Source organism: Saccharopolyspora sp. NPDC000359 (genome assembly GCF_040300525.1).
Classification (GTDB): domain Bacteria; phylum Actinomycetota; class Actinomycetes; order Mycobacteriales; family Pseudonocardiaceae; genus Saccharopolyspora.
In genome coordinates, this window is sequence record NZ_JBEPDU010000011.1 from 16992 (window position 1) to 30685 (window position 13694).

13 protein-coding genes are annotated in these 13694 nt (G+C 73.3%); 3 read left to right on the plus strand and 10 right to left on the minus strand.

What is annotated here, in order from left to right; genetic code table 11:
* Positions 1-94: 94 nt before the first annotated feature.
* The 5 genes from ABT324_RS09765 to ABT324_RS09785 form a co-directional block, all read right to left on the minus strand.
* On the minus strand, positions 95-2617 hold the full coding sequence (locus tag ABT324_RS09765) for a LuxR C-terminal-related transcriptional regulator (RefSeq protein WP_351174461.1): 2523 nt from the start codon (positions 2615-2617) through the stop codon (positions 95-97).
* Between the two features lie 184 nt (positions 2618-2801).
* Entirely contained in the window at positions 2802-3683 is an 882-nt protein-coding gene (locus ABT324_RS09770) for a S1 family peptidase (RefSeq protein WP_351174463.1), read from the minus strand.
* Positions 3684-3880: 197 nt separating this feature from the next.
* On the minus strand, positions 3881-5209 hold the full coding sequence (locus ABT324_RS09775) for a PA0049 C-terminal domain-containing protein (protein WP_351174465.1): 1329 nt from the start codon (positions 5207-5209) through the stop codon (positions 3881-3883).
* A 115-nt stretch (positions 5210-5324) separates the two neighbouring features.
* On the minus strand, positions 5325-6164 hold the full coding sequence (locus ABT324_RS09780) for a polysaccharide lyase family protein (protein WP_351174467.1): 840 nt from the start codon (positions 6162-6164) through the stop codon (positions 5325-5327).
* A gap of 7 nt (positions 6165-6171) precedes the next feature.
* On the minus strand, positions 6172-7725 hold the full coding sequence (locus tag ABT324_RS09785) for an alkaline phosphatase D family protein (RefSeq protein ID WP_351174469.1): 1554 nt from the start codon (positions 7723-7725) through the stop codon (positions 6172-6174).
* A gap of 168 nt (positions 7726-7893) precedes the next feature.
* Between ABT324_RS09785 and ABT324_RS09790 the strand changes: the two genes are divergently transcribed.
* The gene (locus ABT324_RS09790) at positions 7894-8328 is read left to right on the plus strand and encodes a GNAT family N-acetyltransferase (RefSeq protein ID WP_351174471.1); all 435 of its coding nucleotides are present in this window, start codon (positions 7894-7896) and stop codon (positions 8326-8328) included.
* A gap of 3 nt (positions 8329-8331) precedes the next feature.
* On the opposite strand, the gene ABT324_RS09795 is transcribed toward ABT324_RS09790, so the two are convergent.
* Both ABT324_RS09795 and ABT324_RS09800 read right to left on the minus strand, forming a co-directional pair.
* Complete coding sequence (locus tag ABT324_RS09795) at positions 8332-9399, minus strand: hypothetical protein (RefSeq protein WP_351174473.1); 1068 nt, start codon at positions 9397-9399, stop codon at positions 8332-8334.
* Positions 9400-9596: 197 nt separating this feature from the next.
* The gene (locus tag ABT324_RS09800; protein WP_351174475.1) at positions 9597-9857 is read right to left on the minus strand and encodes a GlsB/YeaQ/YmgE family stress response membrane protein; all 261 of its coding nucleotides are present in this window, start codon (positions 9855-9857) and stop codon (positions 9597-9599) included.
* A gap of 235 nt (positions 9858-10092) precedes the next feature.
* Between ABT324_RS09800 and ABT324_RS09805 the strand changes: the two genes are divergently transcribed.
* Positions 10093-10497: a DUF6292 family protein gene (locus tag ABT324_RS09805; RefSeq protein WP_351174477.1), complete on the plus strand. Its 405-nt coding sequence runs from the start codon at positions 10093-10095 to the stop codon at positions 10495-10497.
* 3 nt (positions 10498-10500) lie between these two features.
* Here the strand turns inward: ABT324_RS09805 and ABT324_RS09810 are convergent, their stop codons facing one another.
* The gene (locus ABT324_RS09810; protein ID WP_351174479.1) at positions 10501-11595 is read right to left on the minus strand and encodes an AI-2E family transporter; all 1095 of its coding nucleotides are present in this window, start codon (positions 11593-11595) and stop codon (positions 10501-10503) included.
* A gap of 103 nt (positions 11596-11698) precedes the next feature.
* Positions 11699-12148, minus strand: a complete 450-nt coding sequence (locus ABT324_RS09815) for a methyltransferase domain-containing protein (RefSeq protein WP_351174481.1) — start codon at positions 12146-12148, stop codon at positions 11699-11701.
* A 112-nt stretch (positions 12149-12260) separates the two neighbouring features.
* Here ABT324_RS09815 and ABT324_RS09820 point away from each other — a divergent pair, with 112 nt between their 5' ends.
* Positions 12261-13103 carry a PhzF family phenazine biosynthesis protein gene (locus tag ABT324_RS09820; protein WP_351174483.1) on the plus strand — a complete coding sequence of 281 codons (843 nt, stop codon included), beginning with the start codon at positions 12261-12263 and terminating at the stop codon, positions 13101-13103.
* A 3-nt stretch (positions 13104-13106) separates the two neighbouring features.
* Here ABT324_RS09820 and ABT324_RS09825 read toward each other — a convergent pair whose 3' ends face one another.
* On the minus strand, positions 13107-13583 hold the full coding sequence (locus tag ABT324_RS09825; RefSeq protein ID WP_351174485.1) for a cupin domain-containing protein: 477 nt from the start codon (positions 13581-13583) through the stop codon (positions 13107-13109).
* Between the last annotated feature and the right edge of the window lie 111 nt (positions 13584-13694).

Sequence of the window (13694 nt, forward strand, 5' to 3'; positions counted from 1 at the left end):
ACCGGCGGCGGGGTGGGACCGCTCCCGCGGGCAACTGGGCGAGTGCTGCGCGCGCCTTCCCTACGTATGCCTGCGCACTGCTGTCCCTCGGCGCTCAGGTGCGGCGGTCGAAGCCGAGGACGATCTCGACGCGGGAGGCGTAGCCGAGCTTGGCGAGGATCTTCGACACGTGGGAGTCGACCGTTCGGACCGACACGATCAGCCGTTCGGCGGCCTCCCGGTTGGTCAGCCCCTGCGCCACCAGCTCGGCGACGCGGTGCTCGGCCGCGGTGAGGCTTTCCCAGCCGTGCTTGGGCCTTCTGCGCGGCCCGGTCGCGCCGCGGCGGACGCCGAATGCCCGCAGCTCGGCGTCGGCGCGCTGGATCGCGCCGGTGGCGGCCAGCGCGGTGTAGCGCTCGATCGCGGCCCGGTAGGCGGCTCGCGCGTCCGCCGACCTGCCGGAGGCGGCGAGCACCTTCGCCGCGTCCTCCGCCGCCCGGGCGGCGGTGACCTGCGAACCGCTCTCGGCGAACTCCTGGGCCGCGGCCAGCAGCTGGTCGACGTCGCCGTCGACCAGGCCCTGGCAGTACATGAGGATGCCGCGCTCGCCGAGCGAATCCCCGGTGCTGAGCTCCCGCACCTGCGCCACCAGCCGTTCGGCCAGCTCCTGGTCGCCGCCCTGCACCGCGATGCGCACGAGCCGGGCGGCGACGGTGGCGACCGCGTGCGAGTGGTGCACGCCCACCTCGCCGCCGGCGACCTTGCGCACGACCTCCAGCGCCTCCTGTGGTCTTCCCTCGGCGTCGGCGAGGAACGCGTGCGCCAGCACGGTGATCTGCTCGTAGAACAGGGCGATCCCGCGAGGTGCCACGCCGTCGGCGAGCTCGACGTGCGCGCGGGCACCGGGGAGGTCGCCGCGGTGGGCCAGGATGGTGGCGGCGATGCCGTGCAGCGGGCCGTCGAAGCTGTGCAGGTCGGGCAGCTCGGTGGCGGCTCCGATCTCGCTCAGGGCGTCGTCCCAGCGGCCGTTGTTGAACAGCGCCAGCGCCGCGATGGTGTGCAACCAGACCAGGACGCCCACCCCCAGCTCGCGGGCGAGCGGCCGGGCCTGCTCGACGGTCTCCAGCGCGGCCGGGTCGTGCCGCAGGTCCTGGACCGCCGCCCGCAGCAGGCGCGACATGATCCACTGCCCGTTCTCGGAGAACTCCGCCTCCAGCAGCGCGTCGACCCGGTCCAGCTGGTCCAGCGCGCCGGTCAGGTCGCGCAGCACCAAACGGCGGGTGGCATCGATGTTGAGCAGGCACATCGTCACCACCGGGTGGGTGGTGCTGCCCGTGTTGACCGCCTGGGCCGCGCTCTCCGCCCCGGTCAGGTCACCGGAGAGCAGCAGGGAGGTGGCGGCGAGCACCGCCAGCCGCGGGGGCAGTTCACCGTGCGCGCGCTCGGCGTCCAGGACGGCGGTCGCTCCGGCCAGGTCCATCTCGCCGATGCGGATCAGGGTGAGCACGGCCCGGAACCGGTGCCGGATCGCGGGCTCGGGGTTCGCGTGCAGGCCGTTGGTGGCGGTGCGCTGGGCGGCGTCGAGCTGCCCCGACCACAACTGCGCCTCGGCGAGCGCCGCGCGCAGCGGATGCAGGCTCCGATCACCGGGAAGGGCGCGGGAAGCTGCTCGCTGCAGCAGGTCCACCACGGCTGGGGTGGGCCTGCCGGCCAGCTGCTCGGCGTGCTCGCAGAGCCACGCGGCGGTCCAGGACTCCACTGGGAGGTGCACGAGCTGCTCGACAACGGCTTCTGGCGAGGCGCCCCGGTCGATCAGCGTGCGCGCCGCGGACCCGCGAAGCGCCGTCGAAGTCGTGGCCAGGGCTTGGCGCACCACCGCGTGCCGCAACCGCACCAGGCCGTGCTCCTCCTCCGCGAGCCCGAGGGCGGCCAGCCGCTCTACACCGGTCAGCACCTCCACCGGGTCCGAGCCGACAACGGCGGCCAGCTCCTCCACCGGAACGGGATCGTCGAGGACGGCCGCGAAGCGCAGCAGCGCGGCGTCGTCCCCGGCCAGCCCGGCCGCCCACGCGGTCACCGCCGAAGCGCGGTCGTCGGAGGTCAGCTGGGTCAGCAGCCACGGGTTGCCGCCCGCACCCGCGGCGACCTGCCGCAACGACTCCGGTGGTGGCCCGCCCACCAGGTCGGTGAGCACGGCGTCGACCGCGCTGGCGCCCAGCGGTGTGAGGTCGTGCGTGGTGGCGATCCGGTCGAGGTGGGCGAACCGCGCTGGCACGGCGCTGGGGTGTCGCCCGGCGACGACCAGCAGGCAGCGGTCGGCCAGCTCGTCTGCGAGGTCGTGCAGCGCCAGCACCGTGGCGTCGTCGGCCCGGTGCAGGTCGTCGGTGACGACCACACCGGACTCCGGCCACTGCGGCGTCCCGGTCGACAGCGCGGTGCGGCCGTGCGGTGCCAATACGGTCATCCGCTTCGCCGGTATCCCCGCGGCCCGCATCTGCGCGAGGTGGGCGTCGAGCAGGGTGGACAGGCCGAGACCCGGGGCGGAGCGCACCATGACGAGGTTGCCGCGCCCGTCCTGCGCCGCAGCCGCAGCACCTGCCAGCAGCCGCAGCGATTCGTCCCGACCGTGTATGCCCACCGCACGCCCCCAAGCCTTCGAGATTGCCGGGGAGCTTAGAGCAGCGAACGGCTTCGCTCCGGTGGTTTGGCGGAACTGGTACTGATCGTCTCGGCAGGGCACGGGTTGTCCACAGAGGATTGGTCTGGTGGTGAACCCGCAGGTCGGCCGGTCCCCGCCCGCGCGGGGCGGGGACCGGGGTGGATCAGCTGATCACGCTGTCGATCCAGCCGCGGAAGTGCCCGACGCTGGTGTAGATGTCGGGGGACTCACCGCAGACCGAGCCGACGCCGCGGCTGTCCACGCCGACGACCTGCCAGCCGTCGCCCTCCCGGACCAGCAGCGGCGAACCCGAGTCGCCACCGCACGGGCCGCGGACGCCCTCCGGGTTGTCGGTGCAGACGTCGCCTTCGTCGCGGATGCCCCACGAGTCGTCACCCGCGTCGGCCACGCACTTCGGCGTGGTGGGCGGGATTACCGTGGTGTCCAGCTGCTGCAGCTGCGTCGGGAGCTTGGTCGGGTCGCCCTTGTCCTCGTTGGAGGTGTAGCCCCAACCGATCTGGCGGACCGCGGTGCCCGGCTCGGTCAGCTCGCTGGCCATCGGCGCCGGTGCCTGGTCGCTCGGCGCGTCCAGGCGCAGCAGCGCGACGTCGTCGCCCTCGGAGCGCTCCGGCAGCGCCTGGTAGTCCGGGTGCACCACGATCTCCTGGATCTTGGCCACGCTGCCACCGGTGGTGCGGTCGGTGGAACCGATCCGCACGTGGAAGATCGCCGGGTCCAGCACGACGGGAGTGCCGTCCGGGGTGTCCTGGGTGACGCAGTGCGCCGCGGTCACGATCCACTCGGGGCTGACCAGCGCGCCACCGCAGCGGTGCGAGTCCGGGTTCCCGTCCCGCTCGTACTGCAGCGAGATCATGAACGAGTAGGTCTGATCGGCCGGGGAGCCGCCGATGATGTAGGGCGTCACAGCGCCCTCGGGCTCATCGGCGTGCGCCGTGCCGAAGCTCGCGAGCGCGCCGGCCGCGGCCACCGCCGCCAACGCCGCGGTCCGCTTGCGCGGCCGCGGCGTCCGTAACTTCTCGACCATTGCTGGTGTCCTCCATCGTCACCTGCTCGAACAGCACGAGCATTGTTGATCAACGTAACTCAGCGCCCCGACGGGCAAATCTGGGTGCGGCAACGCCTTTCGGATGGCCGAACGCGGTACCGCCGATCGGCCCAGCGGTGCGGCAGCTGTTCGGTGCAGGCCGGGGTGGGGTGCGACCGCCACCCCACCCCGGGCGGTCACATCGAGGGAGCGGGGACGCGACCGGTGCGGTCGCGCGGGGTCCTGGCCACGGGGGCGGTGGCCTCGTCGTCCTCCGCCGTGGCCGCGACCGCCACGATCGCCCTCACCTGGGCGACGATGTCCCGCAGGTTGCGGGTGAAGACCGGGTCCACCACGGCGTGCTCGTTGTCCGGCGCGAAGGTGAGCACCGGGGTGTGCACGTGCCCGCCGCGCAGGTCCGCGCCGACCGCGTCCCGCAGCAGGGTCGTGCGGTAGGCGATCTCGTTGGACAGGTAGCTGCCACCACCGCCCGCGCGCGCCACCGACCCCGGCGTCGGTCCGTCCGGGCGCACCACCGGCTCGGTCCCCCCGGCCGGGACCTCGGTCACCTCGGTGTTGTGGAACACCGGGTAGCGGCCGGTGTCGGCGCGGACGATGGCGGCGTAGGCCTGGGTCGTGGGCACGAACTCCGGCGGCGGTTCGACGGTCGGGAGGCCCGGCGGGACTTCGGTGACGCCGTCGCGCTGCTCGTCGTTGTTGTCCACCCCGGTGTGCCAGCGGCCGTTCCAGTGCTCGATGTCGAACTGCTCCGGGCGGCCCTGGCTGAGGGTGGCGAACACGTCGACCTGGTCGGCCCCGGGCCGCAGGTGCGGCAGGAAGGTCCGCTCGACCATGCCCTGCTCGAAGGGCTTCCACAGCACCGGGAACATCGCCGCCTCGACCCGGACCGGCCCGGACCCGGTGTTGAGCACCACCCCGTCGAGCGCCAGCGCGGACGCCCCGGAGGGGTTGCTGCGGCGGATGTCGCCGTTGAGCTGGAACGGGTCGAAACCGCTGACCAGCACGCGCTTGATGCCCTCGCCGCGGGGGAAGTCCACGGAGGTCTGCCCGCGCGAGTGCTGCTCCAGGCTCCACAGCAGCTCGTCGCGCTGCTCGTCGGTGAGCGGGAACGACGGCGCCCACTGCCGCAGCGCCGTGGTCATGCCCAACCGCGCCCAGTACAGCGGGCGGTCGTCGGAGGTCGGCAGGTCACCGGTGCCGTGGCCCTGGGCGCGCGCCACCGCGCGGTCCCAGAGCTGGTCACCGCTGGTGCTGATCAGCCGCTCGGCGGCGGCCAGGTCACCGACCTCGCACAGCGCCGCCGCGAAAGCCGGGGCGACGTCGGCGAAACCGCCCCTGGCCAGCAGTTCCTGCGGCTCGGGCCGGGGGAGCCGCTGCTCCTCGACGGTCAGCGGACGGGCTGGGTCAGCGCAGCTCGGAGCTGCCTGCGCCGGGACGGGGGCGAGCAGCGCCAGGCTTGCCGAGGCGATCGCGCAGGCGACGCCGCGTCGAACCGGTGGACGCACGTGAGTCCTCCTTGGTGCGGGTGGTGCGAGGACCACATTCGACCGCACCGGACCCCTCCCGCACCAGCACCTGACCGCAATTCGTCAGTCCACACCGGACATCGCGGAGCTGGCTTCACCGGCGGGCGAACACGCCGACGGCGTCGTAGGCGATCCAGGAGCCGTCGTCCTTGTGCAGGTCGATGGTGTTCTCCCCGGCCCGCAGGACCTGCGGCAGGCGCACTTCCAGGTAGGACGGCTTGAGCGGGGAGCCCGGCACCGTGCTGTCGCCCAGGGTGGAGCCCTTGGTGGCCCCGTTGGCGAAGTGCAGGCGGTCGACCGGGGTGCCGTTGATGCTCAGGACCGCCGAGCCCGCCTTGCTGGCGTGGCTGTCGATCAGCCAGATCGCCAGGTCCGCGCCGCGGGTGGGCGGGCTGGTCAGCTCGAAGCGCAGCCGGAACCGGTGGTCGCGGCGACCGGCCCACCCGTCGTCCGGGCCCGGCTGCAGGTAGCACCAGCCGGAGCTCGGGTCGTCCACCCCGGCCCGGAAGTCGACTCCGCTGGGGAAGGCCGCCGGGTAGTCGGCGTAGCGGTGCGGGGACAGGGCCAGCTCCAGGCCCCTGCCGTCGAACTCGCCCACCACGGCCAGCGGGATCCCGGACCGGGTGACCGACTCCCGGCTGGTGGCGGTGGCCGGGCGGCTCGGTCGGCTGCGCGCGCCAGCGGCGTCGACGGTCACCACGCGGTAGGTCCACCGCTGCGCGGCACCACCCAACCTGCTGTGCTCGAAGTGCGGGTAAACCGTCTTGACCAGCAGGGTTTCCGGGGAGATCGGGACGTGCGGGCCGGGTGCGCCGTGCACCGCGTAGTGGTCGACGACGGTCTCCCACGGTGTCGGTTCCCAGTCCAGGACGATGCGGGCGAGTTCGCCCCGGCCGCGCACACCGGTGGCGGCGGGCGGGAGAGCGGTGGGCATCGCGGGATCAGGCCTTCCTGTGCAGACCGGGGTTCCCGGCCGGGGTGCTGAAGCGGGCGACGGTGCGGGCCGGGGCGCTGGCGTCGGCCTGGATCCACGGCACGACCCTGAAGTCGGACACCAGCTCGTCCGGGGTGAGCTCGCACCGCAGGTAACCGCGGCGGCCGTCGTAGAGCTTGACGTACGGGTGCTGCAACCAGTCCTCGGTGTAGTCGTCGGTCGCCGCGCCGTCGCCGTCGGAGGCGATCGAGGTGCAGATCAGCTCCACCCCGACGGTGCGCGAGGCCGGGTCGGCGAAGTCGGCCTTGAGCTCGGCGGCGACGTGCTTGTGGATGTCCCCGGTGAGCACCACCGGGTTGCTGGTGCGCTGCATCGCCTCGACGAGCCGCCGCCGCGCCGCCGGGTAGCCGTCCCACTGGTCCACGCGGTCCTCGGTGATCGCCGCGACCGCGACGCCGTTGGCCACGAAGTTCCACCTCGCCGGGGAACCCACCATCCCGTCGTGCAGCCACTGCTCCTGCTCGTGCCCGAGCATCGTGCGCGCCTCGGCGTGCTGCTCGGCGGAGTCGGTCGGGACCGGGTCGCGGTACTGCCTGGTGTCCAGGACGTTGAACCGCGCCAGCGACCCAACGTCGAAGCGCCGGTGCACCCGGCCGTCCGGGCCTTCCGGCAGCGCGTCCAGCGACAGCGGAAGGTTCTCGTAGAAGGCCCGGTAGGCGGCCGCCCGGCGGTGGCGGAAGTGCGCGGGGGAGGTGCCGTAGCGCGACTGGTCCGCGCCGTAGTCGTTCTGCACCTCGTGGTCGTCCCAGGTCGCCAACCACGGGGCCGCCGCGTGCGAGGCCTGCAGGTGCGGGTCGGTCTTGAACAGCGCGTAGCGCAGCCGGTACTGCTCCAGCGTCTCGATCTCGACCTGGTGCTCGGCGCCGAGCTCGGGTGCCCCGCGCCGCCAGAGATTGCTCGAGGTGATGCCGTACTCGTAGATGTAGTCGCCGAGGAACAGCACCGCGTCCAGGTCCTCGGCGGCCATGTGCCGGTGGGCGGCGAAGTGGCCGTGGTACCAGGCTTGGCAGGAAGCCGTGGCGAAACGGAACGACGCCACCCGGGCACCGGGCGCCGGGAGCGTCCGCGTCCGCCCGGCCGGGCTGAGCTGGGTGCCGACGCGGAAGCGGTAGAAGTACTCCCGGCCCGGCTGCAGCCCACCGACCTCCGGGTGCACGGCGTGCGCGAGCTCGGGCGAGGCGACCACCATGCCGCGCCGGGCGATCCGGCTGAACCGCTCGTCCTCGGCGATCTCGTACTGCACCGGGACCTGGCGCCGCGGCATACCGCCGTGCCCGTCCGGGGCCAGCGGTTCCGGCGCGAGCCGGGTCCAGAGCACGACCGCGTCCGGCCGGGGGTCGCCGGAGGCCACGCCGAGGCTGAAGGCGCCGTCGGGCAGCGGTCGGCCGGGAGTGGCGCCGGCCGCCTCCGGCGCTGCGGTGCCCAGCGCCAAGGCTGCCGAGGTGACCCCGGCGAGCTGCAGGAACGTGCGTCGGCCGAGTCCGGGTGGTGTCGCGCGCATCGTGCTCCGATCAGGGATTGGCAACGTGTGCCAGCCTGGACGACCGGAGGGGCCGGCAGGTGAAGACCAGGTGGCGCGGGCAGGTCCGACCGGCGACCGGTTGTCCGCGTTGTCACCGCCGGGAAAACCCGTTGGCACCCGCGGGGCGTTGTTCCTACTGTGGACGCCGTGGAGCAAGAACTGATCATCCGGCGCTACCAGCCCGCTGACGAGGAGGCGGTGGTCGACCTGTGGTCGCGCGCCTCGAAGATCGCGCACCCGTTCATCGAGGGGGAAGGCGAGGGCGAGCGGGCCCGCAAGCTCCGGGAGGTCTACCTGGTCGAGGCGGACAACTGGGTGGCTGAGGATTCCGGGCGCGTCGTCGGGCTGCTGGGCCTGCTCGACGCCGAGATCGGTGGCCTGTTCGTCGCGCCGGAGGCGCAGGGCCGCGGCGTCGGACGGGCGCTCGTGGACCACGCGGTGCGCTTGCACGGCGAGGTGACGCTGGAGGTCTTCGAGCAGAACCTGCGGGCCCGGCGCTTCTACGCGCGGGCCGGGTTCACCGAGCAGGGGCGTCGGCCGGACGAGGAGACCGGCCACACCCTGCTTGCCCTGCGCCGCTAGCCCTCACCCGACGCCCACTGGCGACCGGACGTGCCCGGACCGGGCGAGCTGCGCGGACAGCTCCAGGTTGAGCTGGGCTTCCGCCGCAGTCCGGCGGCCGTGCCCGCACGCGGCGGCGACACCGGCGACCTGCTGCCCCAGCGCCGCCTCGGTGTGCCGGAGGGCGCGCGCGGACAGCTCCGGGTGCCGCTCGTCGACGCAGCCCGCGATCACCTCGACGCCGCGGGCGAGGTCGCGCAGCGGCACGTAGGCCGCGGCGGACGCGGGCGGCGGCTGGTCGCCATGGGCCATCGGGATGTGCACGGCCGGTACGGGGTGTCCGAGGGTCCGCAGCCGCGCCGCCAACGCGTTGATCACCAGCACCGCGTGCCGCAACCCCGCTGGCCGGAACAGCGCGCGGTGCCCGAGATCGCCGTAGCACAGGTGCAGCGTCCACTGCGCGGAACGCGGGGTGGCAGTGATGATTCGGGCCAGCAGGTGCGCCAGCAGCCGCGCGGTCGCCGGGCGCGCTGCAGCGGGTACCCGCTGCAGCGCGTAGAGGACCGCCGGTGACTCCAGTTGGAAGGTCACCTCGGGGCCGTGGCGCTGCACGATGCGGACGACCTCGCCGACGAGCATCTGCTCGAAGACGGCGTGCACCCGCGGCATCTGCGCCACCCCCACGGTGAAGATGGAGAGGTCCAAAGAGGACGGAACACTGACCTGCACGGGCGGGGTGGCACCGAGCTCGCGCCGGACCCGGGTTGCCGCGGCGACCTCGCGGGGGCGCCCCAGCGCGACGTCGTCGACGGTCAGCCGGTGTCCGGCGCGGACCCGGTGGACCGGGATGTCGGCGTAGCAGCTGGCGTCCCCGGGCCTGGCGACCTCGAACGCCGGGACCTCGGCGCGCGAGAGCAGGTAGCCGACGATCCAGTTCGGGTCCACGTCGCAGGGCAGCGCCCTGACCTGGTCAGGACCGACGGTGTCGAGCACCCAGCGCATGCCTGACGCGACGTCGGGGGCGGCGCTGCGCGGCAGCGACCCGACCAGGTGCACGCGGCGGGTGTTGGAACGGGGGAGCGGGGATGCCATGGGGGTCCTCCGGGGAAGCGTGGGGCCAGGCGGGATCGGCACGGGTGGGGCGTCGCGCGTTGCTCGGTCGGATCGCGACCGGAGGACTGATCGCGTTCGCCAACTCTGGCAGACCCCGCACAGCAGTGCAGGTTTTCGCTTCCCGCGGAGGGGCGACCCGCCCGTTCGGCTGATGCTGGTCGCCTGGTGGGCGCCGGTCAGGCGTGGCTGCGGTGGAAGATCATCCGGTAGATCCCCAGCAGGATCACCGCGCCGACGATGGCCCACACGAAGCTCATCAGGTTGAAGCCGGTGACCCCGCTCCCGGTGACCTGGGAGCCGATCCAGCCGCCGAGGAACCCGCCGACGATGCCGAGCAGGATGGTCACGATGATCCCGCCGGGATCGCGGCCGGGGAGGATGAACTTGGCGATCGCACCGGCGATCAGCCCGAAGAGTATCCAGCTGAGGATCCCCATGGTGGTACTTCCTTCCGTCTGATCGGTGACCCCGTGGCTACCCGTGGTCCCGCTCGGGTATTCCCCGCTGGGGTGGCTCGGTTGCGGCTGGGGCCCGGCGGTGCTGGTGTTGCTGCTGTGGTGCCGACGGGCACCGGCAGGTCCACAGCGGACGGTTCACGCCATCGGTACGTCTGCGCTGGGTGCGGCGTGGATACCCGAGGGAGGCGAGTCCGAAGACCGAGGGGGGACGGCGATGGACACGAGGAGCCCGGCGGCCAGCGGCCTGGTCGACTACGTCAGGTCCGTGGCGGACGCGTTGGGGGACGACGTGGCGGAGGTGGACGTCGACTTCGACGACGGGCTGGCCACCGCGATCATCCTGGTGCGCTCGCACGTGCCGACGCTGCTGGAGTTCCCGCTGCTGCTGACCTGGGACGAGGTCAGCGGGTGGGCGCTGCGGGTGGAGACCGACGGCACCGGCGACACCACGGCGCTGCAGTTCCTGGGCGGCGACATCCTGCCGCACCCGCAGGTGGTGCGGGAGTTCCTGGGGGAGGCGGTCCGCGGCGGCAGCCCGGGACTGGTGCTCCCACCGGCCTTCCGCATGCCGAACGCCGGGGACGAGCTGGAGCACCGGCTGGCCCAGTTCCGGGCCTGACCGTCACGGGTGCTGCCCGTCCGCGCCGCTGCCCGGCGGGACGCGCGAATCGGCCGCCAGCGACCGCACGACGGTGTTCGCCGTGGCCACCAGCGGCACGGCCAGGACGGCCCCACCCACTCCGGCGGCGGTGAAGCCCGACGCCACGCTCAGCACGACGGCGAGCGGGTGCAGCCGCACGGCGTGCGAGAGCAGCAACGGCTGCAGCACGTGACCTTCCAGCTGCATCACGCACACCACGACGGCCAGCAGGATCAGAGCCGTGACGAAGCCGTTGGCGGCCAGCGCCACCAGCACCGCAAGCCCACCGGTTACCACCGCGCCGACGTAGGGCACGAAGGCGCCGAGGAAGATCACCACGGCCAGCACGAACGGCAGCGGCACGCCGAGCACGACGGCCCCGATGCCGATCAGCGCCGCGTCGGTGAAGGCCACCGCGGCCGTCGCCCGAACGTAGGCCACCAGGGTCGCGAACCCGCGCCGCCCGGCGACGTGCACGCGCTCGCGGACGTCCCCGGGCACCACCACGCGCACCACGAACGACCAGATCCGGCCGCCGTCGCGGAGGAAGAAGAACAGGGTGAACAACCCGAGCAGCACACCGGCCAGGAACCGCAGCAGCGTGCCGGTGGTGGCCAGCGCGGTCGTCGGCAGCCCGCTCTGGTCGATCCGCAGCGCCTGCGTGAGCTGCTGGAACACCTCGTTGAGCTGGTGCTGGTCCATCCGCAGCGGGCCTTGGGTGAGCCAGCCGCGGATTTGCTCGAAGCTGGCGAGGAGCTGCTCGGTGAGCCCGGACAGCCCAGCCACCAGCGTGTTGATCACGACGGTGAGCACCGCGCCGAGCGCGCAGAGCCCGCCTACCAGCACCAGCGCGGCCGCCAGCGTGCGGTGCGCACCCCGGCGCACCAGCCAGTTCACCGCCGGGGTCATCAGCGCGGCCAGCAGCCCGGCCACCGCGACCGCCATGATCTCGCCGTAGAGCGCGACGAAGACCTGCCACAGGACCCACAGCACGGCGACCAGCACGAGCAGCCGCCAGCCCACCGCGGCCGCGACGCGCAGACCGCGGGGGACCCCGCCCGCGCCGGAAGAACCCACAGCTGCTGGTTGGCCCGCATCGCTGATCACCAAACGCGGGACACCCGAGTGGTCCACTGTGGTCGGTCGGGTCAGCTCCGCTCGGGCAGCTGGAAGTGCCAGATCACCACGGCGGGCATCCCCGCGCTGGCCGCCGCGGTCGCCTCCGGGACCATCGCGGCCAACGACCGCACCTGCGCACCGCGCTGCCGCTGGGCCTGCAGCTGCGCCACTTCGCCGAGCCGAGCCTGCCTGCGAACACCACCCTGCCCGGACCGCCTCCGGCGGAACCCGGGCCGTGGGACACCTGGCCGGCCAGCGCGCACATCACCAGGTCCGCTGCGGCGTCCTCGACCGGCAGCCCGGTGAGCTCGCCAACCGCGAACTCACCTGCGGGCACCCGGGCCAGCATCTCCGGCGAGCTGTCCACCCCGATCACCCGGTGCCCGTGCCCGGCCAGGACCTCGGCGATCCGCTCGGCCACGGGATCCCGGTCGTGCTCGCCGGTGAAGCTGCGCAGCAACGCCACGCCCTCCATGCCGAGCAGGTAAGCCAACGGGTGCTCGTAGATCACCCGGCGGAGGCTAGGGGGTGGCGCCGCGGCCGAACCACTGTTTTCCGCGCCGCGGCCAGCCGGTCGCGATTGGACTTCGCCCGCCGACCGGGGAACCTGCGACCATGGCGCGGTGACGACATCCGCTCCTCGCCGCTTCGCCCAGGTCGACGTGTTCGGGACCGGCCCCTGCAGCGGCAACGCGCTCGCCGTGGTGCTCGACGCCGAAGGGCTGTCCGGCGAGTCGATGCAGCGCTTCGCGCGCTGGACCAACCTCTCGGAGACCACGTTCCTGCTGCCACCGACCCAGCCGGGAGCCGACTACCGGGTGCGGATCTTCACCGGCTCCGGCGAGCTGCCGTTCGCCGGGCACCCCACCCTCGGCAGCTGCCACGCCTGGCTGGCCCAGCAGCCGCACCCGGTCGGCCGGCGGATCGTCCAGGAGTGCACGGCCGGACTCGTCGAGCTGCGCGCGGACAACGGGCAGTACGCCTTCGCCGCCCCACCGCTGACCCGCCAGGGCCCGGTGGACGACCAGCTGCGCGCTGAGCTGGCCAGCGGGCTCGCCCTGGAGCCCGGGCAGCTGCGCGACGCCCACTGGGTGGACAACGGGCCGGGCTGGGTGGCGGTGCTGGTCGACAGCGCGGACACCGTGCTGCGGGTGCCCACCCCGCCCGCGTCGCTCCCGCCACTGGGCGTGGTGGGCCCGCACCCGCCGGGCGCGGCGCACCAGTTCGAGGTCCGCGGGTTCTTCCCCGGCGGCGGCCAGGTGGCCGAGGACCCGGTCACGGGCAGCCTCAACGCGGGCATCGCGCAGTGGCTCATCGGTACCGGCGCGGCACCCGAACACTACGTGGCGAGGCAGGGCACCGTGGTCGGTGCGGATGGCCGCGTCTCGGTCGACCGCGACGAGCACGGCGCGATCTGGATCGGCGGTGCGGCGGTCACCTGCATCCAGGGCGAGGTCCGGCTGTGACGGTCAGCCGCGGGTGAGCTCGTCGATCTCGGCGGCGGCCTCCGGCCAGCCGCGCCGGAGCTCGGCCCGCCCACCCAGGGCGAACCCCTCGAACCGGAACGGCGGTGCGAGGGTGAGCCCGACCAGCGACCACGCGCCCTCGGGGCGGGAGCCCTGCCAGGCACCGGCCGGGACGACGGTCTGCAGCACCTGACCGGCGCCGAGGTCGGGGCCCAGCGTCACCCGGTGGCTGGAGCCGCCGGGCTCCAGCACCAGCATCCGGACCGGTGCGCCGCCCTGCCAGTGGTAGACCTCGGGGCTGTCCAGCCGGTGCAGGGCGGAGAAGTCGGGGGCGATCATCAGGTAGATCGCCGAGGACATGGTGTCGTCGGCGTACATCCGCCGCACGTGACCGCCCTCGCCCTCGAGCGGTTCCAGACCGAGTCGCTCGACCAGGGCCCGGCCGACCGCCGGATCATCCCCATCAGGAACACCGAGCACTGTGCCGCCCCTCCGCGATTCGTAGTGGTGGTTGTGTTGTGCGAGTCAGCTCGCGCTTTCGTGGTTCATCGTGGCTGGGTTGCGTCACGGTCCCCTGAGGTGGGGTTGGGC